Origin of the sequence: Rhizobium sp. N122 (assembly GCF_002211295.1) — a bacterium.
GTDB lineage: Bacteria > Pseudomonadota > Alphaproteobacteria > Rhizobiales > Rhizobiaceae > Rhizobium.
The window spans coordinates 78,167-102,027 of record NZ_LOKU01000011.1; the positions used below are offsets into that span (position 1 = coordinate 78,167).

Sequence of the window (23,861 nt, forward strand, 5' to 3'; positions counted from 1 at the left end):
CCTTAAAGCACGCCGGCTTCGTTCTTCAATTTGTCGACCAGCTCAGCGACCGACTTGACCTTGACGCCGGCCTTGCGGCCCGAGGGCTCCTCGGTCTTCAGCACCTTCAGCCGCGGCGTGGTGGAGACGCCGAAATCAGCCGGGCTCTTCTTGTCGAGCGGCTTCTTCTTCGCCTTCATGATGTTCGGCAGCGAGGCATAACGCGGTTCGTTGAGACGCAGATCCGAGGTGATCACCGCCGGCAGCTTGACCTCGATCGTCTGCAGGCCGCCATCGACCTCGCGGGTGACCCTTGCTGTGCCCTCTGGCGCCTTGCCGTCGCCGATCTCGATCTTCGAGGCGAAGGTCGCCTGCGCCGAACCGAGCAGGGCGGCCAGCATCTGGCCGGTCTGGTTGCTGTCGTCGTCGATCGCCTGTTTGCCGACGATGACCAATCCCGGCTGCTCGGCATCGGCCACGCCCTTGAGGATCTTGGCGACCGCCAGCGGCTCGACTTGATCGTCGGTCTCGACCAGGATCGCCCGGTCGGCGCCCATGGCCAGCGCCGTGCGCAGCGTCTCCTCGGCCTTGGCCGGGCCGATCGACACCACCACCACTTCCTCAGCCTTGCCGGCCTCCTTCAGCCGCAGCGCCTCTTCCACCGAGATCTCGTCGAACGGGTTCATCGACATCTTCACATTGGCAAGCTCGACACCGGAACCATCCGGCTTCACCCGGATCTTCACGTTGTAGTCGACGACGCGCTTGACGGGCACGAGAATCTTCATGGTGGTCCTTCCTTCAGGAGAAACTAGCTGGAGCGAAAATGCGCGTTCGCGCGCCATTTCGATTGTCGAATGGCGACATGGATACGCGCTTTTCCTCCAAATTCAACGCTTCCATGTCGCTGGCGGCAATTTGCCGGGCAATATATGGACGTTGACGTTCACGTCAATATTCTTGTCGGCGCCGGCCCCAGGGAAGGCGTTGGATCTTTCGCCCGGCGGCATCGACAGTGATGGCCGGACCGGCGCCGGGATCGTCTTTCACAGCCCGGGGCGTGACGATCTCCCGGTCGAAAAGCGGCACGCCTTCCCGGCGCAGCACCAGGATCAGAAGCGCCCCGGCAAGGATGCCGCCGACATGGGCGCCCCAGGATACGTCGCCGTCGGGTGCCATCGCCAGCATGAAGAATTGCTGGCCGATCCATAAAAGCAGCGGCACGAAGGCCGGCAGCGGCAGCGGCAGACGGAAGAAGACCAGAACCCAGACCCTGACGCGCGGATGCAGCATGACATAGGCGGCAACCACGCCGGAGATCGCCCCCGAGGCGCCGACCAGCGGCGCTTGCGACGTCATGGTCAGCAGGCCGTGGCAGAGTGCGCCGGCGGCCGCGCAGAGCAGATAGAAAATCAGGAAGCGCAGATGTCCCATCGCGTCCTCGACGTTGTCGCCGAAGACCCAGAGGAAGATCATGTTGGAGGCCAGATGCCAGAAGCCGGAATGGACGAAGGCATAGGTGAGGTAAGTCAGCGGCTCCGGCACGATTTCCAGCCCCTGGGCCAGCACTGCGTCGCCAAAGGCGATCGCCGGGATATAGCCGAGCCCGACCATCGTTGCCTGCGCTGCCTGCTCGCTCTCCAGGCTGGTGAAAAGCCAGACGGCGACATTCAATGCGATCAGTGAGAGCGTCACCCACTGGACCTTGATATGTTTCAGCGTATTGGCGTCGTGAAATGGTATGAACATCAAGCCCCCCGGCGATCGTAATCGCGGCAAGCCTATCTGTTTTTTCCCGGAACCCAAAGCACATCCGCATGGCCTCGGTCATTTGCATGACGTGCGGCGACGAAGAGGAAATCGGAGAGCCGGTTGACGTATTTCCTGGCCGGCTCGCTGACGATCTCGCCGTCGGTGCGGGCAAGCGCCACCATCAAACGTTCGGCGCGCCGCGCGATCGTGCGGGCCAGATGCAGCTGGGCGGCGGCCGGACTGCCGCCCGGCAGAATGAAGGATTTCAGCGGTTCGAGGCCGGCGTTCAACTGGTCGATGTCGCGCTCCACGCGGGCGACCTGCGCCTCGACGATCCGCAGCGGCTCATAGGCCGGCGGCTCGCCGCTATCGGGCGTGGCAAGATCGGCGCCGAGATCGAAGAGATCGTTCTGGATCGACATCAGCATGGCGTCGAGTTCGGGCAGGCCTGCTGTATGCAGCCGCGCCAGGCCGATCGCGGAATTGGCCTCGTCGATCGTGCCATAGGCATCGACGCGCAGATCGTCCTTTGTCCGGCGCGGGCCGGCAACCAGCCCGGTCGTGCCGTCGTCGCCGGTTTTGGTGTAGATTTTGTTGAGCTTCACCATGCTGTACCGCCTGACAGGGGCAGGGTTGAACCACCCCATCCTCCATCATGCTCGGGCTTGACCCGAACATCGACACCGCATCCATCGACGGCCGCGGCGTGGATCCTCGGCTCAAGGCCGAGGATGACGGAAGGTGGGGTTGGCATTGTCGCCAAATTTGCCCGTGCGTAGGGAGCAACCGCGTCGGGCGGCGTCTCACCACGCCCCTCATCCGGCTGCCGCCACCTTCTCCCCGTTTTGACGGGGAGAAGGGAATATGCCGCACCCTCTCCGCTCCTCACCCACGTCTCGCAGGGCACGTCCCCTCTCCCCGTCAGAACGGGGAGAGGGTTAGGGTGAGGGGCAGCCATTGGTACGAACCGGACAGCCGTGGGCCTGACCCGAGCATCCACACCGCATTCATCAGCGGCTACGGGGATGGATCCTCGGGTCAAGCCCGAGGACGACGGAGGTTGGGGTTGGCCTTTTCGCCAAACTCGCCCCGGCATACTGACGCACACCGTTTCGAGGTGCTTCCTTAAGCGGGCGCTCGCCTCTCCTTCGTCATTTCTTTCCGTGTTCGTCATTAAAAAATACCCCTCCCATGGCCTTCTCACGTCGGCCGGCCGCCGCCGGTGATCCAGAGTGTCAGCATGATCAGGATGACGGCGATGGCCTGCAAGAGGACGCGCAACTGCATCAGCTTGTTGGAACGGTTGGCGTCGCCGCCCTTCATCATGTTGAAGAGGCCGCGGATCAGGACGAGGGCGACGAGGCCCATGACGATGATCGCAAGGATATAGGTGACCGTGGACATGGCATTCAGCTTTCTCAGTCCGTCCAGCGCATCAGGCGGTAGAAGAAGTCTGCCGGAAGCAGCCGCTTCAGGAACATGCCCTGTTTAGCCGGTGTGGTTACAGGATAATGTGGCCTTGGATTTTTCGAGTTCAATGCGTGTTTCAATACGGAATAGACCGCTTCCGGGCCAAGCTTGTGGCGGCTGGCCGGGCCGGATCCATCGAGTCTTGCCAGTTGCCTGACATAGTCGGCCGCGTGCGGCGAATTCTCAAGGTCGATATGCTCCTTGATCTTTGCGAGCGCGTTGGCGGTGAAACGTGTGGCGATCGGTCCCGGCTCGATCAGGCTCACATGGATGCCGCTGCCCTGCAGCTCCATGCGCAGCGTGATGCTGAGGCCTTCGAGCGCGAATTTGGAAGCGGTGTAGGCGCCGCGATAGCGATAAGGCACGACGCCGAGAATGGACGAGCATTGCACGATCCGTCCCCGGCCGTGCCTGCGCATTGCCGGGATCACCTGCCGCGTCAGCTCATGCCAGCCAAAAAAATTCGCCTCGAACTGGGCGCGCAGCGCTGCCGTCGAAAGATCCTCGACGGCGCCCGGCTGGCCGTAGGCGCCATTGTTGAAGAGCGCATCGATGCGGCCGCCGCTGCGTTCCAGAACCGCGCCGACCAGATCCGAGATCGTTTCGCTCCTGGCATAGTCCATCAGGAAGGCTTCGATGCCATCGGCCTCCAGGCCCGACAGGTCTTCCGGTTTGCGCACCGTCGCGAAGACGCGCCAGCCATCGGCTTTCAGCGCCCGGGCGCAATGAGCGCCGATACCGGACGAGCATCCGGTCACGACGATGCTGCGCTCTCCCGCCATGGAATGATTCCTGTACAAAATGGGACTCGTTTCCCATATTCGGCCAGAGGATACAATCTGGAAAGCCGGAGACGGAATGCCGAAGCCACTGCGCACGATCTACGACGTGGTCTATGACGCGATCTGTCACATGGTCGAGGATGACGGCTTCGCCATGGCGAGCCATGTGGCGCTGTCGAGCCTGCTTGCGGTTTTCCCCTTCCTGATCTTCGGCACGGCGCTGGCAAGCTTCCTCGGCGCCGATCAGTTTTCCTCGACCGCCATTCATCTGATCTTCGACACCTGGCCCGAGGCGATCGCCAAGCCGCTCGCCGACCAAGTGCTGCAAGTGCTGACCATTCCGCGCGGCGGGCTGCTGACGATCTCGGTGCTGGCGGCCGCCTATTTCGCCTCGAACGGCGTCGAGGCGCTGCGCATTTCGCTCAACCGCGCCTACCGGGTGCAGGAAACGCGGCCGTGGTATTTCACCCGCCTCGCCAGCCTCGGCTATGTGCTGATCGCAGTGATCATCTTTGCGGCGATCAGCATCCTGCTGGTCGCCGTGCCGCTGGCGCTCGACTATGCCAGGAACTGGTTTCCGCTGTTTGCCGATACCCTCGAGATCGTCTTCAGCTGGCGTATCTATGGCACGCTTGTGGTGCTGACCGTCGGGCTGCTGGTCATGCATCTCTGGCTGCCGGCCGGCAAACGGCGGGTCTTCGACGTCATTCCGGGCGTGCTGCTCACCCTGCTGCTCTGGCTCGCCGGGGCGCTGATCTTTGCCTATTATCTCGCGACCTTCGCCAATTATACCGCAACCTATGCCGGTCTCGCCTCGGTCATGATCGTGCTGATCTTCCTCTACATGGTCGGCGTCATCTTCATCATCGGCGCTGAGATCAACGCGGCGCTGATCAAATTCCGGGTCTTCCGGATGTTTTCCCACACGCTCTCGATCGTCGGCAGGCAGCGGGTCGAAAGGCCGTCAGAGCCCGACAAGGCGGCGAATATCGGCCCCTGACAGGCCGCGGGCGCGCAATTCGCCGATGCCGCTGTCGCCCTGGCTTTTCGAAAGCTTGCGGCCGGCAGCGTCGAGAATGAGGCGATGATGATGATAGACCGGTTGCGGCAGGCCGAGCAGCACCTGCAGCAGTCGGTGCACCGATGTCGCATGGAACAGGTCGAGCCCGCGCACCACATGGGTGACGCCCTGCAGGGCATCATCGACGACCACTGAAAGATGGTAGCTCGACGGGGCGTCGGAGCGCGACAGGATGACGTCGCCCCAGACGTCCGGCTCGGCGGCGATCTCGCCCGATCTGCCGTCGCCGGTTTCCGTCCAAAACAGCAGCTCGCCGATCAGGTCGAGCGCCTTGCGCATATCGAGCCGCCAGGCGTGTTTTTTTCCCGAGGTCAGCATCTCCCGCCATTCGTCTTCCGGGCGCTCGCGATCGGTTGCGGGATAATGCGGGGTGCCGTCGGGATCGCGCGGCCAGGTTTTACCGGCCGCCTCATAGGCTGTGACGCGCGTCTTTACCTCGCCGCGCGTCAGGAAGGCCGGATAGACCAGCCCACGCTCGATCAGCGCGTGCAGTGCCGCCTGATATTCGGGGAAATGTTCCGACTGGCGCCGCACCGGGCTTTCCCAGCCAATCCCCAGCCAGTCGAGATCGCTGAGGATGCCGGCCGCGAATTCCGGCGTGCAGCGGGTCTGGTCGATATCCTCGATGCGCAGCAGCAGGCGGCCATGCTCGGCTTCGGCCATGTCGTGATTCAAGAAGGCCGAGAGCGCATGGCCGAGATGCAGCTCACCGTTGGGGCTCGGCGCAAAACGAAAGACAGGTTTTTGACGCTCGCTCGTGGTCATGCTTTCTTCTGCCATGGATTTGGGTTTCGAACCACTGCGAGGCGATGTGCAGATCATCCGCAACGAAGACGACGTCAGGTTGGGGCTCGAAGCACTGCTCCGTCTCGATCCGCGCCTTGTGCCGATTGCGGCAGAGGCCGGCCCTGTTCCGCTGCGGCTGCGCGAACCGGGCTTTGCCGGCCTTGCCCACATCATTGTCTCGCAGATGGTGTCGCGCGCCAGCGCCGAGGCGATCTGGCGGCGCATGCTGCCGGCCGACGGCCTCCTGACCGCCGAAGGCTACGTGCTGCTTCACGCCGAAGCCTGGCGCGACTTCGGCCTGTCGCGCGCCAAGGCCGAGACGCTGTCGCGGATCGCCGAAACCGTTGCCTCCGGCCAACTCGATCTTGCCGGGCTCTGCCTGAAGCCGCCTGAAGAAGCGCTTGGCGAACTCACCGCGCTGAAGGGCGTCGGTCCGTGGACGGCAGAGGTCTATCTGATGTTCTGCGGCGGCCATGCCGATGTCTTCCCGGCCGGCGACGTCGCGCTGCAGAGTGCCGTCGGTGCGGCATTCGGTCTCGCGGCCCGGCCGCAGATAAAGGCGCTGACTGCCCTGGCGCAAACCTGGTCGCCATGGCGCTCGGTGGCGGCCCGGCTTTTCTGGGCCTATTACGCCACGAAAACGCGCCGCGACATGGTGCCGACCGGCTGATCGGCAATACTCTTCAAATTGCCTTTATCCTCTGAATTTATTGGACTTCACAATCCTGTAACAACCGGCCTAATATACAGGTGCAGATGCCGAATCGATCAGGAGAGTCCCTTGACGATTGCAGTCTCCCCCCAGGCCCTGCCAGCGCTCGTTCTGAACGCTGACTACCGGCCGCTGAGTTATTACCCCTTGTCGCTGTGGTCCTGGCAGGACGCGATCAAGGCGGTATTTCTCGACCGTGTGAACATCATCGCCGAGTATGAACATTCGGTTTCCTCGCCGAGTTTTTCGATGCGGCTTCCGAGCGTCGTGTGCCTCAAGACCTACGTTCAGCCGTCCCGCAATCCGGCCTTCACCCGGTTCAACGTCTTCCTGCGCGACCGGTTCGAGTGCCAGTATTGCGGCGCCCATGACGATCTGACCTTCGATCACGTCATCCCGCGCGCCCATGGCGGCGAAACCACCTGGGAGAATGTCGTGGCCGCCTGTTCGCCCTGCAATCTGCGCAAGGGCAGCAAGCTTCCCAAGCAGGCCAGCATGTTCCCGGCGCAGAAGCCCTATCAGCCGACGGTGCAGGATCTGCACAATAACGGCCGGCTGTTCCCGCCGAACTACCTGCACGACAGCTGGCTCGACTATCTCTACTGGGATACCGAACTGCAGCCCTGATCAGTTCAGGCCGATTTGCGGACGCCGACGAAGGCGAAGGCTGCGAGCAGGATTCCGGCTATCACGTTCCAGCCGGCAAAGGACAGGCCGAGCACCCGGAGCGCCGCATCGGTGCAGGACGGGCCCTTGATCGTGTTGAGTTCGCCGAGCAGATCGCCGGCATTGGTCGTCATGCTGCTTGCCGTCGTCGAGCAGGTGGCCGGGCCGGGCCAGAAATGCCATTCGACGCCGGCGTGATAGACGCCCATGCCGGCCGTCACCAGCATCAGCATGCCGGCGGCGAGAATGAGAGCACGGGTGATCCAGTTCGGCAGGCCGACAAGTTCCGAAATTGCCGCGAGGATGGCGATCGGGATGGCGTAGTAATAGGGCTGGCGCTGCAGCAGGCAGAGCGCACAGGGTATATAGCCGCCGATATATTGGAAACCAAGTGCCGTGCCGACCGCCGCCGCCATGCCGATGGCGAGCAATAGGGAATAGACGAAGCCGGGGCGGGCGAGCGGCGAGGCGGTGGCAGTCATGGCGGAGCTCCGCGAGAGTTTGGATTGGTGCAATTCCAGCAAAAATGTGAAGCGGTTTTGCGTCCGGAATTGCGGAACAGTAAAGATGCTTTAGTGGGCGAAAGAGCGGTAGCCGACATATAGCACGATCACCGCACCGGCACCGATGCCGACGATCTGGCCGAGGCGCTTCTCGATGAAGTCACGGATCGGCTCGCCGTAGCGGCGCAGCAGCCAGGCGAGGAAGAGGAAACGCGCGCCGCGGGCAATAATCGCCGAAACAATGAAAAGGCCCAGATTGACGTGAATGACGCCGGAGAGAATCGTGACGATCTTGATCGGCGGCAGATGCGCAAGACCTGATGTGACAAGCAGCAGCAGGATCCACTCGTAGGTGACATAGGCCTTCATCTGCTCGAAGGCGTCGAGCTTGCCGTAGAATTCGAGAACCGGCCGCGCCACCGTCTCAAAGGCGTAAAAGCCGAGCGCCCAGCCGGCTATGCCGCCGAGCACGGAAGCGACTGTGGCAATCACGGCGTAGCGATAGGAGCGTTCCGGCTTGGCAAGCGCCATCGGCAGGAACAGCACATCGGCGGGGACGAGAAAGACGGAGCTTTCGACGAAGGCGATGACGGCGAGCCAGACTTCGGCCGATTTGCGCGCGGCCAGAGACATGGTCCAGTCGTAAAGTCTGCGAAGCATTCCATTCCCTTCCTGTTGCGGTGCAAAAAGCTTTAGGGGCCGTGGGCGGCGCTGTAAATGCTCGCCCGTGTCCTTCGTGCCACCCGCCGCCTAAAAATTTCGTGATGCGGGCTCCTGCCGCCCTTCCCAAGATTTCACGGGATGGCGAATCGGCCATTCTGCAGCAAGCTGTCTCAAAGCATGATGCCGAAAGTGTGGGCGGTTTCTCATAACATCATGCTCGAGCTGATGTGGGGCGACGTGCAGGGTGGCATGGGAATGTTCAAAGTGATCGAAGGCGGCCGCAGGCAGGCCGTGCACATGGCCGAGCGGTCCGAAGAGGGCGGCAGGCCGAGCCGGGACGATGTGCGCCGGGAGGCGGCGCGGCGGCTGGACGAAAGCGGCTATCATCCGTCGCGCGTCCGGGAATTTGCGACCGGCGTGCCGATGCTGGCCTCGCTTAAATATCTGTCGCTGCAGATCGATTTCGCCGCCGAGAGCTTATCGCGGCTCGACCCGATCCCTGAGGATTTCCGCTCCGACGGCTATTGGCCGGCCGGCTGAGGCGATCGCGCTAAAGCGCGTCGCGTCAAACTTGATTCATGCGACGCGCTTTAGGTCTTTGTTTTTAAGCATGTCGTTGCCGCAAAAGCGCTTCCCGCTTTGCCTGGGAAAAACCGTGGCACACTTTTGCGCGACATGCTTTATCGCAATTCCGAGCCATGTATCGGTGTTGCCTCAGGAGAGATCCATCGACTTTTCCCACTGCTGACGCAGGTCGTTCATCTCGGTGCGCTTCTGGGCCATTTCGCTGACGGCGGCGCGCAAATTGGGATGACGTGACATGAACATGTTGAAGTCGCGCCGTTCGAGCACCTCGAACTGGCAAAAGTCGACGGCGATGACGTCGGCAGTGCGCCGTCCGCCGCTCAAGAGCGCCATTTCGCCGAAGAAGGCGCCGGGCTCCAGGCGGATCGCGCCGCTAGCAAGCCGGACTTCCACCGCCCCAGAAGAAATAAAATACATGCCGTCGCCGCGGTCGCCGCGGCGGATGACGCGTTCGCCGGGGGGCGCGGATTTCGCCTTGAAGAGCAGCAGCAGCTCCTCCTGCGCGTCCTCGTCGACCTCGGAGAACAACGGGAAGGTCTCGATCAGCTGCTGCATTTTCAGCTGATGCTCGCGTTCGCGCTCCTCGCCGAGCGCCCTGATTTTTTCCAGCTCCCTGCCCAGCGCCTTCTGACGCTTTCTGCCGTAGCTCTCCCAGAGGGTGGGCCATGTCGCATGGGCATATGTCTTCAACCCGTCGGTCGCCAGGATCACGATCGGGTTGAGCGTGATCGACAGGATCGCGGCGGCGAGGATCAGATCCTGACCCTCATGCGGCAGCAGCCCGAGCGTGACGCCGAGGCCGGCGAGAATGAAGGAAAATTCGCCGATCTGGGCAAGGCCGCCGGCCAAGGTCAACCCGAGACCGATCGGATAGCGCAGCAATATGACGATCGCAAAGGTGATGATGCCCTTGCCGAGGATGACGAGCGCCAACGCGCCGATCACCGCCAGCGGCTGGCGCACCAGGATCGAAGGGTCGAAGAGCATGCCGACGGAGACGAAGAACAGCACCGAGAAGGCGTTCTGCAGCGGCAGCGAATCGGCCGCCGCCCGGTGGCTGAGCTGGGATTCGCTCATGACGACGCCGGCGAAGAAGGCGCCGAGCGCAAAGGAGACGCCGAAGATCGCCGCCGAGCCGAAGGCGATGCCGAGTGCGATCGCCAAGACCGTCAGCGTGAACAGTTCACGTGAGCCGGTGCGGGCGATCATCGTCAGCAGCCAGGGCACGATGCGCGGCCCGAGGAAGATCGCCATGGCGGCGAAGCCGGCCACCTTCAAGAGCGTCAGGCCGAGCGTCAGCACCAGCGGCAGCTCGCCGAGACCGTGATTGGTAGTCGTGGCGGCATTGCCGCCGAGAAGCTCCGCCAGCGCCGGCAGCAGCACCAGCGCCAGCACCATCACCAGATCCTCGACGATCAGCCAGCCGACGGCGACGCGCCCGCTCGGCGCGTTGACGAGATTGCGCTCTTCCAGCGCCTTCAGCAGAACGACGGTGCTGGCGACCGACAGGCTGAGGCCGAGGACGATGCCGGCGCCGAGGCTCCAGCCCCAGAGTTTGCAAAGGCCGATGCCGAGAAGGGTGGCGAGGATGATCCGCCCGATGGCGCCCGGCACGGCGATCCCCCGCACGGCGAGCAGATCGGAGGCGGAAAAATGCAGGCCGACCCCGAACATCAACAGGATGACGCCCATTTCGGCGAGCTGGCCGGCAAGGGCGGTATCGGCGACGAAGCCCGGCGTGAACGGCCCCATCAGAATGCCGGCCATCAGGTATCCGACGAGCGGCGGCAGCCGCAGCCGGTCGGCGCCATAACCCAGGATCGCCGCGAAAACGAAACTGACGGCAACCGTCGCGATGAGCCCTACTTCCTGATGCACGTCCGAACCTTCCTGTAATAGCGGCGGCCACTCTGTACGAAGTGCAGGCAAAATTAAACAGTCGATTTGGCGGATGGCGCTGCCTTGTTCTCAATCCGTGCGATGAAGCGCGGAACTTATATGCTGTCGTCTGCGGCACGGCCGGGCGGCCGGCAATGTTGGAACCAGTTGCGTCTTGTCTCGTTGCCCTTTCATCAAGAAAGGAGAAACGACATGCGGAAGATCATCCTGAATTGTACTGTGGCGGCCCTTGCCGCCTGCTCGTTTGCAGCGCCTGTTCTCGCCGACAGCGTTTATGTCAGGGAACGTTCCTATGACGACGGTTATCGTCATGAGCGCGTCAGACCCGGCATCACCATCAGCGAGCGTGGCGTCACTTTCGGTGCGGTGCGCGAACGTGAACACCGCCGCTATCGCGACAATGGCTGCGAAACCAGGAGCGTTACCCGCCAGACCGACGACGGCGAAGTGACCAAGACGGTCCGGCGCTGCAACTAATGAAACATTCTCGACAAGGACGAAGCCCGGTTCACAGAGCCGGGTTTTCGCCTTTCATGGCGCTGATATCGCAATGCAGTGGTGAAACTCGTCCGTCGGTGTTATGAGCACGCCTTTGGTAGAAGCGCATTCCCAGCGCAAACACCGCCTGCACAGGATTTTTGAGTATGATTGAACTTACGCCGTCCCAGATCGCCGCATTGAAACTCGCCCGGGATGGAGACCTTTACCCTCAGCCGGCCAATAAATGGACGCATCAGAACGCGACGGTGACCTACGCGAAAAACGACCGTTGGAAAGAGCGGCCGCAGAAAATCAAATCGGTCACCGCCAAGACGCTGGGCGAGCTGAAGGAACCGGGTTTCCTCGAGCGGCGGCACCTCGATGACGATGTCACGAAAGACGTCTACGGCATCACCATGGCCGGCAAGATGTGGCTGCTGAAGAACAAGTAGGTTCAGATGTGAATTCGGTCCGCGCTTCCGCGTCAGCTTGTCGATGCGGAGGCGCGACACGATGATATTCGGGATGATGGTGATGCTGGCCGGCGCCGTTATCGAACCCACCCGCCTTCGTTCCTGACGGAACTGCGGCTCGCCGAGCCGAAGCTCACAGAGCGGAGGCTGGTGCCCCATGCCGGAGTCGAACCAGCACTTCTTTCGAAACTCGATTTTGAGTCGAGCGCGTCTACCAATTCCGCCAATGGGGCAACGGAGTGAACGGGCGGCTGTCTAACATGCGAGCGCCCGCACGCGCAAGACGGGCAAGCGAAGTTATCAAACTGATCCGGTAGAGAGATCCGGCCTCGTTTCGAGGCCGGAGGCTTGCGATATCAATGAGCAGCCGCAGGTGCGGGATTGCTCAGGCCGGACTTCTTCAGGGTGATCGCCAGGATCGAGGCCAGCAGGCAGAAGGCGCCGGCGATGAAGAAGGCGGGCAAGTAGCTCGAAAGTTCGGTGCGCGACAGGCCGGCGCCATAGGCGGCGGTTGCGGCACCCAGCTGATGGCCGGCAAAAACCCAGCCGAAGACGAGGCCGACCTTTTCGCGGCCGAAGCGGTCGGCGGCGATCTTGACGGTCGGCGGCACGGTGGCGATCCAGTCGAGGCCATAGAAGACGGCGAAGATCGAGAGGCCGTAAAAGCTGAAATCGCTGAAGGGCAGGTAGAGCAGCGACAGGCCGCGCAGGCCGTAATACCAGAACAGCAGCCAGCGATTGTCGAAGCGGTCGGACAGCCAGCCGGAGCCGATGGTGCCGAAGAAATCGAAGATGCCCATGACGGCGAGCACGCTGGCCGCGGCCACCGGCACGATGCCGAAATCGCCGCAGAGGGTGACGAAGTGGGTCTGGATCAGGCCATTGGTGCTGAGGCCGCAGATGAAAAAGGTGGCAAACAGGATCCAGAAGGTGGAGGTCCTGGAGATTTCCTTGAGCACGGTGATCGGCGTCATCAGCGCGACGCCGAGCGAGGTGCTGGCCGGCGGCGGCGTGACCTGTGTTTCGCCGAGGGCGGGCAGGTTGAGGTCGGCCGGCCGGTCGCGCATGAAGGCGAGCACGGCGAGAGCTGCGACCATGATCATGGCGCAGACGAAAAATACCGTGGAGCGCCAGCCGTAGCGCTCCGTCAGCTCGGCCATCAGCGGCAGAAAGACGAGCTGGCCGGTGGCCGAACTCGCCGAGAGCATGCCGACGACGAGGCCGCGATGTTTGGTGAACCAGCGGGTGGAGATCGTTGCGGCGAGCACCATCGCCGTCAGACCGGTGCCGAAGCCGACGACGATGCCCCAGAGCAGCAGCAACTGCCACAGCGTGGTCATGAACAGCGAACCGACAAAGCCGGCGCCGATCAGCGCCAGGGCGAAGACGATGACCTTGCGCACACCGAAATAATTCATGAAGGCGGCGGCGAACGGGCCCATGAAACCGAAAAGGATCAGGCGGATCGCAAGGGCCGAGGAAATCTGCGAGGTCTCCCAGCCGAACTCGTCCTGCAGCGGCTTGATCAGCACGCCTGGTGCGCCCATGGCGCCGGCTGTGACCAGCATGGTGAGGAAGGTTGCGGCAACGACGACCCAGCCGTAGTGGATGTTGCGCCGGGCAAGAGTGGTGGCGAGCGCTGTGGATACCATGAGCGAGATTCCGTTCGGATTCAGGTTCGGGAATGATTTACATGATGGTCATCATATTTCTTGCGTATTCATGATGGACGTCATATATTTTGTCAAGCGACTATTTCTGGAGATGAGAAATGCGGGTCAGCCGCGAGAAATTTGCCGAAAACCGTGAAAAGATCCTGAGCGTTGCCGGTGTGCTCTTTCGCGAGAACGGTTTCGACGGGGTTGGCGTCGCCGACATCATGAAGGCGGCGGGGCTGACGCATGGCGGTTTCTACGGGCATTTCGCTTCGAAGGACGAGTTGGCGCTCGAGGTCAGCCGTAAGCTGATCGACAAGGTCGAAACGCGCTGGAAGGAGCACATCGCCAATTCTCCCGACCGGCCGCTGGAATCGCTTCTCGACCATTATATCCATTGGCGCACGGTCGACGATCCCGGCGGCAGCTGCGTGTTCGCGACGCTGATCCAGGAGGTCAGCCGCAGCCGCGGTGCGGTGCGCGCCGTCTTCAGCGATGGGCTCTCCGTGCTGGTCGAGACGCTTGCCGATATCGTTCCCGGCAAGAGCGAAAAGGAGCGCCGCGCCAATGCCGCCACCACGCTCTCCTCGATGATGGGCGCCGTCATCCTGGCCCGTGCCGTCGAGGACCGGGCGCTTGCCGAGCAATTTCTGGTGACGATGCGCCGCAAGCTCGATCCCGGTGGCCGGGCATAATTCGGGACGATGCGGTTTCGATATTCTTCGCGTAGACGGAGAGATAAAGCCGCCGGCGGTTATTTGAAGCCGGCCACGGCGTGCGGGATGTAGGGTGCCTCCAGGGCGGCTACTTCTTCCGCGGTGAGCTTGACCGAGAGCGAGGCAACCGCATCGCTGAGGTGGTTCGGTTTGGAAGCGCCGATGATCGGGGCGGTCACGGCACTCTTCTGCAGGATCCAGGCGGTTGCGACCTCAGCGCGGGAGATGCCGCGGGCCTTGGCGATCTCGGCCACGGCCTCGACGATCCTGCGGTCGGCGTCGACGGACTGCGTGTACAGCATCTTGCCGAATTCGTCGGTTTCGCTGCGCGCCGTCGCCTCGTCCCAATCGCGGGTCAGGCGGCCGCGGGCAAGCGGGCTCCAGGGGATGACGGCGATCTTCTGATCCTCGCAGAGCGGCAGCATTTCACGTTCTTCCTCGCGGTAGAGCAGGTTCAGGTGGTCCTGCATGCTGACGAATTCGGTCCAGCCGTTCAGCCGGGAGACGTAGAGCGCCTTGGCAAATTGCCAGGCATACATGGAGGAGGCGCCGATATAACGCGCCTTGCCCGATTTGACGACATCGTGCAGCGCCTCCAGCGTTTCCTCGATCGGCGTCGTGTAATCGAAGCGGTGGATCTGGTAGAGGTCGACATAGTCGGTGCCGAGGCGGCGCAGGCTGTTGTCGATCTCGTCGAAGATCGCCTTGCGCGACAGGCCGGCGCCATTCGGGCCCGGCCGCATGCGGTTGAACACCTTTGTCGCCAGCACGATGTCCTCGCGCTTGGCGAAATCTTTGATGGCGCGGCCGACGATCTCCTCGGAGGAGCCGTTGGAATAGGTGTTGGCGGTGTCGAGGAAATTGATGCCGAGGTCGATCGCCTGGCGGATCATCGCCCGGCTTTCTTCTTCGCGCAGGCTCCAGGCGTGATTGCCGCGGCCGGGATCGCCGAAGGTCATGCAGCCCAGGCAGATTTTCGAGACTTCGAGGCCGGTCTTCCCAAATTTTGCATATTCCATGAAACGACTCCGTGATGAATCCGATGACCCCATTCAATGCCCCGGGCGATTTCCATGATCTAGCGCGGAAACCGGCAAAGTCGCAGGGCGTCCGGCGAAGCATTGGTTCTGCCATGCGCACAACAATGCGTGATGGGTTTTGAAACCGGGTCTGTCATCGCCTTCCGGACCGGTCGCTTGCGCAATTGCAGCACAAGGTGTTAGCTGGTGCAGCATTTCATTGGACTTCGACTATGCTACTGCCGTCCCACAATCGTTACGACGATCTCTATCGCGATTTCTCGTGGCGGATTCCCGAGGATTTCAATATCGGCCGCGCCGTCAGCGACGACTGGGCGGCGAGGGCGCCGGGACAGGTCTGCCTCGAACATTTCAGCCCGGACGGCGATCACCGCAGCCTGACCTATCGCGCGCTCGCCGACCGCTCCTCGGCCTTTGCAAATGCGCTGGTGTCGCTCGGTATAAGACGCGGCGATCGGGTTGCACTGCTCTTGCCGCAATCCTTCGAGACGGTGATCGCGCATGTGGCGATCTACAAGACCGGCGCGATCGCGCTGCCGCTGGCGCTGCTCTTCGGCGTCGAGGCGTTGGAATACCGGCTGAAGGCGGCAGGTGTGGTTGCCGTCGTCACCAACGGCTTCGGTCTCGAACGCATCCGCCGGATCCGCGAGCGCCTGCCGATGCTGAAACATATCGTCAGCATCGACGGGCCGAGTGCAGATGCGGCTGGCTTCGGCGAACTGGTGGACGGCCATGCCCCGGTCTTCGAGGTCGCCGAGACCGGTCCGGACGATCCGGCGTTGATGATCTTCACCTCGGGAACGACGGGGCCGCCGAAGGGTGCGCTGCATGGCCACCGTGTCCTGCCTGGCCATGTTCCCGGCATGCAGTTTGCCCATGAGGGTTTTCCGAAAGCGGGCGACAAGGTCTGGACGCCGTCCGACTGGGCCTGGGCGGGCGGTCTGCTCAACGCGCTGCTGCCGGCTCTTCTGCTCGGCGTTCCCGTCGTTTCGTCGCCGGCGCAGAAATTCGATGCCGACATGGCCTACCGCATCATGGCGGAGATGAAGGTGCGCAACGCTTTCATTCCGCCGACGGCATTGAGGCTGATGCGATCGGTTGGCGATCCGCGCTCGAAATACGATCTGGTGCTGCGCACCATCGGCTCGGCCGGCGAGGCGCTCGGCCGCGAGACTTATGAATGGGCACAGCGCGCGCTCGGCATCACCGTCAACGAATTTTACGGCCAGACGGAGTGCAATTTCGTGCTTTCGTCGAGTGCTGCCCATGGCGTGACCAAGGCAGGCGCTATCGGTCGGGCGGTGCCGGGGCATCGCGTTGCGATCGTCAGTGAAGCCGGTGACGAATTACCAGTCGGCGAACCGGGGCAGATCGCCATCGCCAGTCCCGATCCCGTCATGTTCCTCGGCTACTGGGACGATGCGGCGGCGACGGCGCGAAAATTCGCCAAGGGCTGGCTGCTCACCGGCGATATCGGCCGCCAGGATGCCGATGGCTACGTCACTTTCGAAGGCCGCGACGACGACGTCATCACCTCGTCGGGATACCGCATCGGCCCGGCCGAAATCGAGGATTGCCTGATCGGTCACCCCGCCGTGCAGCTTGCCGCCGCCGTCGGCAAACCCGATGCAGTGCGCACCGAGATCGTCAAGGCCTATATCGTGCTGTCGCCAGGCCATCAGCCAAGCGAGGCGCTGGCCGCCGACATCCGGGAATGGGTGAAGACGCGGCTTTCGATGCACGAATATCCGCGCGAGGTGGAATTCATCGAGTCACTGCCGCTGACAACCACCGGCAAGGTGATCCGCCGACTGCTGCGGGAGAAGGCGGCGGCAGAAAGTTAGCCGCTCCGGCCGGCGAGCGACATGATCTTCTCGCGCAGCATCTTCGCCATATTGCGGGTGCTGCGGTACATATGGAGCTGGGCTGAGACTTGGCGCATATCGCGGTCGCTGTTCTGCGTCAGGCCGATCACCAGCGTTCCCATCTCCTCGCGCTCCTGCCAAAAGCGGCTCATGATCGGATGGTCCGAGACGGCGCAGGAATCGGAGCGGACGATATTGGCGTCATCGAGATGCCATTCGGTGAGTTCGCTCATCAGCAGCTTGCCCGGCGAAAAGCGCGCATAGTTCTCGTCATAGGCGGTCTTCCAGGTATAGGCCTCGCCACCCATCATCAGCACGACGATGGCGGCGATCGCCTTGCCGTTGAGGTCGATCGTGTGGATCCGCACGGCATCGACGGCGGCAAGGTTGGACACCGCCTCGCGGGCGAAGGCGGTATGATAGCGATCGGTGACGAGGGCGCTGCGCCGCTTGCCCTTCCAGCCGCCGGCTTCCATCGCCAGGAATTCCTCGAAGCGGATGTGGATTTCGCGGGGCTGGCGGGCGACGGCATAAACCGTCGTTCCCTTTTCCTCCAGCAGACGCCACTGGCGGCGCATTTCGCGCATGTGCGAGGAAGAGATGGTGCGGCCGAGATAGGCCGGCGCCTCTTCGTCGCTCTGCAGCATTGGGCGCAAATAGGGATTGGTGACGGTGACGGGGAGGTTGCGGCTGAGCGCCACCGCCTTGACCATGCGCACGAAGATACCGTTCAGCCTCAGATCCGGCAGGACCACGATGCCGGGCAGATTGAGGTCGCGCGCGGTCAGGCCCTCGAAGAGATTGTCGAGGGTCTCGGCGGCATCCTCGCTGTCGACGAGCGGCGTGCCGAGCGGGCCGAAGCTGTTCGACCAGCCGCGGATGATCGACGGGCCTACGGCAAAACCCGGCTTGTCGACCGAAAACGGCATCAGAAAGCGCATGCGGCTGCGGCCGGCATTGTGGTCGCGGATCAGGGCGAAGTTCACCTGCCGGTCTTCGAGCCGCGGCATGGCCGGCGCGAGGAAGCGGCCGGAGAAGAAGACGTTCGGCTCCATCGCCCGGTTGGAGAGGAAGTCGAGTTCTTCCTGAAGGTCATAGCCGAGCTTGCCGGGATAGACGCAGAGTTCACGCCCCGGCCGGCCGATCTCGGCGCGCGCCTCGGCCCGGGGCGCTTCGAAATGCAGCGCGGCGAGATCATGCACCATGCGGTTGGCTATGCTGTCGGTGCTTTCGGTCACGGGAGGAATACGCACCATTTATCGAACTCTCATTTCTGGCGTTGCCGCGGAGGGGCTGGCGAAGGCAAAAAGGACGATGCCGAGCGTGTGGCGCACGGCAAGATGCAGCAGGATCGCCTCGACCGCCATGGCTGAAGCCGTGGCGATCGCGGTGCCCTCGATGCCGTAATGCGGGATCAAAGCAAGGTTGAGGCCGACATTGGCCGCCAGCGCACCGGCGTAGAGCCCGACGCAGAGGTTCTGCTTGCCGGCCATCATCAGCAGCGTTTCGGCCGGGCCGACCAGCGATTTGGCGAGGATGCCGGCGAGCAGGATCGCCATGATCGCATAACCCGATGTAAAAGCGCCGCCGAAAAGCGACAGCAGAAGATGGCCGGCGGCAAGCACGACAAGGCCGACGCCGAGTGCGGGCCAGAAGGTCCAGCGGGCGGCGTCGATGGCGGCCGCCGCCAGCTGCGCATGGTCGCCTTCGGCGATGATCGAGGAAAAGCGCGGGCCGGAGGCGGCCTTGACAGAGAAATTGATGAAATGCACCAGCGCCATCGTCTTGGCAGCGGCGAAGTAGATGGCGACGTCGTGCGGCTCGAGGAAGATGCCGACGACGACGACATCGGAATTGGTGAGCAGGAAGCTGACGCCCTCTATCAGGAAAATCGGAAAGGCGACGCTGATCCAGGCGAGGAAATCGACCTTGTGCGGCCCTTTGTCATAATGCCGGCGAAGGCGATAGAGCGTTGCGGCATACTGGCCGAGCGCGGTGACGAAGGTCGCGGCGAGCGCTGCCTGCATCGCGGTGACGGCCGTATGCTCGGCGCCGATGGCGATGGCGATCAGCATGAAGAGGATGATCAGGATCGGCCGGACGATATAGACCGGGCCAAGCGCCATGACCGGCCAGTGGTTTGCCCGCGACGTGCCTTCCAGAATGTCGCCGAGCGCGATCATCGGCATGGCGAGCAGGCCGAGGAAGAGCGGGACGAGATAATAGACCTGGATCATGTGGCCGAAGAAATGCAGCCCGAGCATGCCGGCGGCGAGCACCGCCGTGCCGGAAAGCAGCGCGAAGATGCGCGCCGTGCCGGTGAGGCCGCGGATTTCCTCGAAGGCGCCGGCTGCCCGGTATTGCGGCAGAAAGCGGATGATCGCCGTGTGGAACCCAAGGCATGAAAGATCGCCGAAGACGACGACCAGCACCCAGACGAAAACGAAGATGCCGTATTCATATTCGCCCATCAGCCGGGCAAGCGCGATCTGGGAGATGAAGGCGAGGGCTGCACTGAGGATGCGGATCGAAAAGGCCGTCAGTGCCATGCGCTGAGCGGCCGCCTTCTCACCACGTTCGGTGAGCACGGCCGCAAGCATGCGCAGCGCACGGCCGCCGATCGGGCGCAGACCCGCGGGCAGCATCTTTTCCGCTGTTTCTATGACCGCCATGATGAACACGCAAAACTCTGAAGGTCAGGCAAATCGTCCCGAAGTCTTGACAGAACAGGGTTAAGAAACGGTTCCGCATCGGGCTTGTCACCGACGTTGAAATTGCGGTTTTCCAGCGCGGTCGCGGAAAAGAAAATGCCGCCCGAAGGCGGCATTTTCACGATCTTTGCGGCTTGCCTCAGACCTGCTCGAAGGCGCCGTGGCAATGCTTGTATTTCTTGCCGGAACCGCAGGGGCAGATCTCGTTGCGACCGATTTTGCCCCAGGTGGCCGGGTCATCCGGATTGCGATTTTCCGGCGAAACGATGACTTCCGATGCCTGGTAGATCGCCGGGGCGAAATCGTCCTCGCCGGTGGTCGGATCGAGGTGATGGGCCTGCATCAGCGGCGGCTCCGGTTCGGCCGGCGCCTGCTGCACGAGTTCGACGCGCATCAGCTGGGCGGTGACGGCCTCACGCAGATTGTTGAGGAGGCCGGTGAACAGCTCGAAGGCTTCCGACTTGTATTCCTGCAGCGGATCGCGCTGAGCATAGCCGCGGAAGCCGATGACGGAGCGCAGATGGTCGAGATTGACGATGTGCTCGCGCCAGAGATGGTCGAGGGTCTGCATGACGATCGAGCGTTCGACATAATGCATGATGTCGTCGCCGAAACGCTCGGCCTTTTCGGTGAAGGCGGCGTTGGTGGCTTGCGTCAGGCGCTCGCGGATATCGTCTTCGCCGATGCCTTCTTCCTTCACCCAGTCCTCGATCGGCAGGTCGAGATTGAGGATGTTCAAGGCACCGGTCTTCAGGCCGACGGCATCCCATTGTTCGGCATAGGCGCGCTCGGGGATATGCTTGTCGACCATGTCCTCGATCACCTCACGGCGCATATCGGACACGGTTTCGGAAATATTGGTCGATTCCATCAGTTCGAGGCGCTGCTCGAAGATCACCTTGCGCTGATCGTTGAGAACGTCGTCATACTTCAGGAGGTTCTTGCGGATATCGAAGTTGCGGGCTTCGACCTTCTTCTGGGCGCGCTCCAGAGCCTTGTTGATCCAGGGATGGACGATCGCCTCGCCCTCCTTGAGGCCGAGCTTGGTCAGCATGCTGTCCATGCGGTCGGAGCCGAAGATGCGCATCAGGTCGTCCTGAAGCGAGAGATAGAATTTCGAGCGGCCGGGGTCGCCCTGACGGCCGGAGCGACCGCGCAGCTGGTTGTCGATGCGGCGGCTTTCATGGCGTTCGGTGGCGATGACGTAGAGGCCACCGGCGGCAAGCGCCTTCTGCTTGAGCTCCTTGATCTCCTCGACGATCGCCTGGATCCGGGCTTCCCGCTCCGGACCGGCTTCGACGTCGCCGAGTTCGCGCTCGATGCGCATGTCGAGGTTGCCGCCGAGCTGGATGTCGGTACCGCGGCCGGCCATATTGGTGGCGATGGTGATGGCACCCGGCACACCGGCCTGGGCGACGATATAGGCTTCCTGCTCGTGATAGCGGGCGTTCAGCACCTGGAAGTCGTCGAAGCCCTGCTTGCGCAGGCGCTCGGCGAGCAGCTCCGATTTCTCGATCGAGGTGGTGCCGACCAGCACCGGCTGGCCGCGTTTATGGGCGTCGAGGATTTCCTCGATGATCGCCTTGAACTTCTCGTCGAAGGTCCGGTAAACCTCGTCGTCCTCGTCGAGGCGCTTGATCGGCAGGTTGGTCGGGACCTCGATGACATCGAGATTGTAGATGTTGGCAAATTCTTCCGCTTCCGTCTGTGCCGTGCCGGTCATGCCGGCGAGCTTGGCGTACATGCGGAAATAATTCTGGAAGGTGATCGATGCCAGCGTCTGGTTTTCCGGCTGGATCTGCACCTTTTCCTTGGCTTCGAGCGCCTGGTGCTGGCCTTCCGAATAACGCCGGCCCGGCATCATGCGGCCGGTGAACTCGTCGATGATGACGACTTCGTCGTTGCGGACGATATAGTCCTTGTCGCGCTGGAAGAGCTTGTGGGCCTTCAGCGCGTTGTTGACGTGGTGGACGATCGCGACGTTCTCGATGTCGTAGAGCGCGTTGCCCTTCAAGAGGCCGGCCTGGCGGAGCAGATTTTCCAGCTTCTCGGTGCCCTCTTCGGAGAAGTTGGCCGAGCGCTGCTTCTCGTCGATCTCGTAATCGCTGGGGACGAGTAGCGGAATGAAGGCGTCGATCGTATTGTAGAGTTCGGAGCGGTCGTCGAGCGGACCGGAGATGATCAGCGGCGTGCGCGCCTCGTCGACGAGGATCGAGTCCACTTCGTCGACGATCGCGAAGTTGTGGCCGCGCTGGACCATCTGGTTCTTCTCGTATTTCATGTTATCGCGCAGATAATCGAAGCCGAGTTCGTTGTTGGTGGCGTAGGTGATGTCGCAGGCATAGGCCGCGTGGCGTTCCTCGTCCGACAGGCCGTGGACGATGACGCCGGTGGTCATGCCGAGGAAGCCGTAGACGCGACCCATGGTCGCGGCATCGCGCTGGGCGAGGTAATCGTTGACGGTGACGACGTGCACGCCCTTGCCGGAAAGCGCGTTCAGGTAGACCGGCAGGGTCGCGACGAGGGTCTTGCCTTCGCCGGTCTTCATCTCGGCAATCGCATTCGAATGCAGGATCATGCCGCCGACCAGCTGTACGTCAAAAGGCCGCAGGCCGAGAACGCGGCGCGAGGCTTCGCGCACGACCGCGAAGGCCGGGATCAGGATGTCGTCGAGCGTCTTGCCCTCGGCGAGCAGAGCGCGAAACTCGACGGTCTTTGCCGCCAGCTGCTCGTCCGTCAGGGCCTTGGTCTTCTCTTCGATAGAGTTGATGGCAGCGACGTTCGGCTGGAAAGACCGCACGCGGCGGTCATTGGAGGACCCAAATAACTTGCGGGCTAGACCGCCAAAGCTGACCATATGACTGGTCCTTTCTCAAATATTCATCCCCGGCGTTTGTTGTTCGCGGCCCAGCCGAAAATCAGGCGCGCGGCTAAAACGCCCGGAAACTGTTCTGGACGCGAGGTTGCGTGACAGATAAGAGGGGGGTCGAATGATGTCAACGGATTTGGCGGATACAGAAAGGCCACAATCCGGTGTTGATGGCTATTTTGAGCCGATTCAGGCGATGCTGAAAGCGGCGATGTAACTGTGAAGGGTATTTCATGTTGAGCACCAACAAACTTGCCGTTCTGGCGTTTGCAACTTTTGTTGCGCTCCAGGCCCCGGCCTATGCCGATGACGCCGTCATCGCCAAGGTCGGCAATCTGGAGATTCACCAGTCGGAACTCGACCTTGCCGTCGCCAATCTCGACCCGCAGCTGGCGCAGCTTCCCGACGATCAGAAGAAGGTCGCAGCCCTTTCCGCCGCCATCGACGTGAAGCTCCTTGCCGCCGACGCTGCGGCCGAGAAGCTCGATCAGACCGACGAATTCAAGAAGCGCATGCAGTATCTCACCGACCGCGAGCTGCACAACGCCTACTTCAAGAAGCATGTCGTCGACATCGTGACGCCTGAAGAAGTCAAGGCTCGCTACGACAAGGAAGTCGCCGCGCTGCCGAAGCAGGAGGAAGTCCACGCCCGCCATATCCTCGTCAAGACCGAGGACGAAGCCAAGGACATCATCAAGCAGCTCGACGCCGGCAAGGATTTCGCCGAACTCGCCAAGGAAAAGTCCACCGACCCGAACAAGTCCGAAGGCGGCGACCTCGGCTATTTCTCGCGCGGCCGCATGGTCAAGGAATTCGAGGACGCGGCCTTCGCGCTTGAAAAGGGCACCTATTCCAAGACTCCTGTTAAAACCGATTTCGGCTTTCACGTCATCAAGGTCGAGGATAAGCGCGACGCCCCGCCGCCGCCCTTCGAGCAGGTGCAGGATCAGGTTCGTCAGCTCGTCATGCGCGACAAGTATCTTGAGCTTCTGAACAAGGCAAAGGCCTCTGCCAAGATCGAAATCAGCGACGAGACGCTGCGCAAGGGTTACGAACAGGCCAACAAGCAGCCGGAACCGGGCAGTGAGCCCGTCGCGCCGGCGCCGAAGCAGTAATAGTCGCATTAGGGCCCGGTTTTTCCGGGCCCTTTACTGCATAATTCCTTAAATCGGAA

General features: G+C 62.3%; 23 protein-coding genes and 1 tRNA gene. 9 read left to right on the top strand and 15 right to left on the bottom strand.

Features of this window, described 5'->3' with window-relative positions; genetic code table 11:
- Positions 1 to 2: 2 nt before the first annotated feature.
- The 5 genes from ATY75_RS10155 to ATY75_RS10180 all read right to left on the bottom strand — a co-directional run bounded on the left by ATY75_RS10155 (position 3) and on the right by ATY75_RS10180 (position 3,983).
- The gene (locus ATY75_RS10155) at positions 3 to 767 is read right to left on the bottom strand and encodes an electron transfer flavoprotein subunit beta/FixA family protein (protein ID WP_088937438.1); all 765 of its coding nucleotides are present in this window, start codon (positions 765 to 767) and stop codon (positions 3 to 5) included.
- A gap of 163 nt (positions 768 to 930) precedes the next feature.
- Positions 931 to 1,728 (bottom strand): rhomboid family intramembrane serine protease, encoded by a 798-nt coding sequence (locus ATY75_RS10165; RefSeq protein ID WP_088937439.1) that lies wholly within the window; start codon positions 1,726 to 1,728, stop codon positions 931 to 933.
- 32 nt (positions 1,729 to 1,760) lie between these two features.
- Positions 1,761 to 2,339 carry a cob(I)yrinic acid a,c-diamide adenosyltransferase gene (locus tag ATY75_RS10170; protein WP_088937440.1) on the bottom strand — a complete coding sequence of 193 codons (579 nt, stop codon included), beginning with the start codon at positions 2,337 to 2,339 and terminating at the stop codon, positions 1,761 to 1,763.
- 592 nt (positions 2,340 to 2,931) lie between these two features.
- Positions 2,932 to 3,135, bottom strand: a complete 204-nt coding sequence (locus ATY75_RS10175) for a twin transmembrane helix small protein (protein WP_064840887.1) — start codon at positions 3,133 to 3,135, stop codon at positions 2,932 to 2,934.
- A 14-nt stretch (positions 3,136 to 3,149) separates the two neighbouring features.
- Positions 3,150 to 3,983: an SDR family oxidoreductase gene (locus tag ATY75_RS10180; protein WP_088937441.1), complete on the bottom strand. Its 834-nt coding sequence runs from the start codon at positions 3,981 to 3,983 to the stop codon at positions 3,150 to 3,152.
- A gap of 76 nt (positions 3,984 to 4,059) precedes the next feature.
- Here ATY75_RS10180 and ATY75_RS10185 point away from each other — a divergent pair, with 76 nt between their 5' ends.
- A complete protein-coding gene (locus ATY75_RS10185; protein ID WP_064840885.1) occupies positions 4,060 to 4,983 on the top strand; it encodes a YihY/virulence factor BrkB family protein in 924 nt (307 codons plus the stop codon).
- Here the strand turns inward: ATY75_RS10185 and gluQRS are convergent.
- Positions 4,948 to 5,829 carry a tRNA glutamyl-Q(34) synthetase GluQRS gene (gluQRS, locus tag ATY75_RS10190; RefSeq protein ID WP_088937442.1) on the bottom strand — a complete coding sequence of 294 codons (882 nt, stop codon included), beginning with the start codon at positions 5,827 to 5,829 and terminating at the stop codon, positions 4,948 to 4,950. The two genes, ATY75_RS10185 and gluQRS, sit on opposite strands and share 36 nt — an antisense overlap.
- On the opposite strand from gluQRS, the gene ATY75_RS10195 reads away from it, so the two are divergent.
- Positions 5,828 to 6,520, top strand: coding sequence for a DNA-3-methyladenine glycosylase (locus tag ATY75_RS10195; protein ID WP_088937443.1), 693 nt, complete (start codon positions 5,828 to 5,830; stop codon positions 6,518 to 6,520). The two genes, gluQRS and ATY75_RS10195, sit on opposite strands and share 2 nt — an antisense overlap.
- A gap of 111 nt (positions 6,521 to 6,631) precedes the next feature.
- On the top strand, positions 6,632 to 7,189 hold the full coding sequence (locus ATY75_RS10200; protein WP_003567029.1) for an HNH endonuclease: 558 nt from the start codon (positions 6,632 to 6,634) through the stop codon (positions 7,187 to 7,189).
- 5 nt (positions 7,190 to 7,194) lie between these two features.
- Here ATY75_RS10200 and ATY75_RS10205 read toward each other — a convergent pair whose 3' ends face one another.
- Complete coding sequence (locus ATY75_RS10205; RefSeq protein ID WP_088937444.1) at positions 7,195 to 7,710, bottom strand: disulfide bond formation protein B; 516 nt, start codon at positions 7,708 to 7,710, stop codon at positions 7,195 to 7,197.
- Between the two features lie 90 nt (positions 7,711 to 7,800).
- Positions 7,801 to 8,391: a YqaA family protein gene (locus tag ATY75_RS10210; RefSeq protein ID WP_088937445.1), complete on the bottom strand. Its 591-nt coding sequence runs from the start codon at positions 8,389 to 8,391 to the stop codon at positions 7,801 to 7,803.
- A 252-nt stretch (positions 8,392 to 8,643) separates the two neighbouring features.
- On the opposite strand from ATY75_RS10210, the gene ATY75_RS10215 reads away from it, so the two are divergent.
- On the top strand, positions 8,644 to 8,934 hold the full coding sequence (locus ATY75_RS10215) for a hypothetical protein (protein ID WP_190241342.1): 291 nt from the start codon (positions 8,644 to 8,646) through the stop codon (positions 8,932 to 8,934).
- Between the two features lie 174 nt (positions 8,935 to 9,108).
- On the opposite strand, the gene ATY75_RS10220 is transcribed toward ATY75_RS10215, so the two are convergent.
- Positions 9,109 to 10,857 carry a cation:proton antiporter gene (locus ATY75_RS10220; RefSeq protein WP_088937446.1) on the bottom strand — a complete coding sequence of 583 codons (1,749 nt, stop codon included), beginning with the start codon at positions 10,855 to 10,857 and terminating at the stop codon, positions 9,109 to 9,111.
- A gap of 213 nt (positions 10,858 to 11,070) precedes the next feature.
- On the opposite strand from ATY75_RS10220, the gene ATY75_RS10225 reads away from it, so the two are divergent.
- Positions 11,071 to 11,355 (top strand): hypothetical protein, encoded by a 285-nt coding sequence (locus ATY75_RS10225; protein ID WP_064840878.1) that lies wholly within the window; start codon positions 11,071 to 11,073, stop codon positions 11,353 to 11,355.
- Between the two features lie 167 nt (positions 11,356 to 11,522).
- Positions 11,523 to 11,810 (top strand): hypothetical protein, encoded by a 288-nt coding sequence (locus ATY75_RS10230; RefSeq protein WP_049732769.1) that lies wholly within the window; start codon positions 11,523 to 11,525, stop codon positions 11,808 to 11,810.
- A gap of 169 nt (positions 11,811 to 11,979) precedes the next feature.
- Here ATY75_RS10230 and ATY75_RS10235 read toward each other — a convergent pair.
- Positions 11,980 to 12,064: transfer RNA gene (locus tag ATY75_RS10235), tRNA-Leu, on the bottom strand.
- A gap of 123 nt (positions 12,065 to 12,187) precedes the next feature.
- Positions 12,188 to 13,483, bottom strand: a complete 1,296-nt coding sequence (locus tag ATY75_RS10240) for an MFS transporter (protein ID WP_088937447.1) — start codon at positions 13,481 to 13,483, stop codon at positions 12,188 to 12,190.
- Between the two features lie 119 nt (positions 13,484 to 13,602).
- Here ATY75_RS10240 and ATY75_RS10245 point away from each other — a divergent pair, with 119 nt between their 5' ends.
- Positions 13,603 to 14,181: a TetR/AcrR family transcriptional regulator gene (locus ATY75_RS10245; protein ID WP_088937448.1), complete on the top strand. Its 579-nt coding sequence runs from the start codon at positions 13,603 to 13,605 to the stop codon at positions 14,179 to 14,181.
- A gap of 59 nt (positions 14,182 to 14,240) precedes the next feature.
- Here ATY75_RS10245 and ATY75_RS10250 read toward each other — a convergent pair whose 3' ends face one another.
- Positions 14,241 to 15,221 carry an aldo/keto reductase gene (locus ATY75_RS10250; protein WP_088937449.1) on the bottom strand — a complete coding sequence of 327 codons (981 nt, stop codon included), beginning with the start codon at positions 15,219 to 15,221 and terminating at the stop codon, positions 14,241 to 14,243.
- 233 nt (positions 15,222 to 15,454) lie between these two features.
- Between ATY75_RS10250 and ATY75_RS10255 the strand changes: the two genes are divergently transcribed.
- Positions 15,455 to 17,086, top strand: coding sequence for an AMP-binding protein (locus ATY75_RS10255; RefSeq protein WP_088937450.1), 1,632 nt, complete (start codon positions 15,455 to 15,457; stop codon positions 17,084 to 17,086).
- On the opposite strand, the gene ATY75_RS10260 is transcribed toward ATY75_RS10255, so the two are convergent.
- From ATY75_RS10260 to secA, 3 genes are all read right to left on the bottom strand, one after another.
- Positions 17,083 to 18,363, bottom strand: a complete 1,281-nt coding sequence (locus tag ATY75_RS10260; protein ID WP_088937451.1) for a GNAT family N-acetyltransferase — start codon at positions 18,361 to 18,363, stop codon at positions 17,083 to 17,085. The genes ATY75_RS10255 and ATY75_RS10260 overlap by 4 nt on opposite strands.
- A complete protein-coding gene (locus ATY75_RS10265; RefSeq protein ID WP_088937483.1) occupies positions 18,364 to 19,779 on the bottom strand; it encodes a lipopolysaccharide biosynthesis protein in 1,416 nt (471 codons plus the stop codon).
- Between the two features lie 178 nt (positions 19,780 to 19,957).
- The gene (secA, locus tag ATY75_RS10270) at positions 19,958 to 22,675 is read right to left on the bottom strand and encodes a preprotein translocase subunit SecA (RefSeq protein WP_088937452.1); all 2,718 of its coding nucleotides are present in this window, start codon (positions 22,673 to 22,675) and stop codon (positions 19,958 to 19,960) included.
- Between the two features lie 245 nt (positions 22,676 to 22,920).
- Here secA and ATY75_RS10275 point away from each other — a divergent pair, with 245 nt between their 5' ends.
- The gene (locus ATY75_RS10275) at positions 22,921 to 23,802 is read left to right on the top strand and encodes a peptidylprolyl isomerase (protein WP_088937453.1); all 882 of its coding nucleotides are present in this window, start codon (positions 22,921 to 22,923) and stop codon (positions 23,800 to 23,802) included.
- The last annotated feature ends 59 nt before the right edge of the window (positions 23,803 to 23,861 follow it).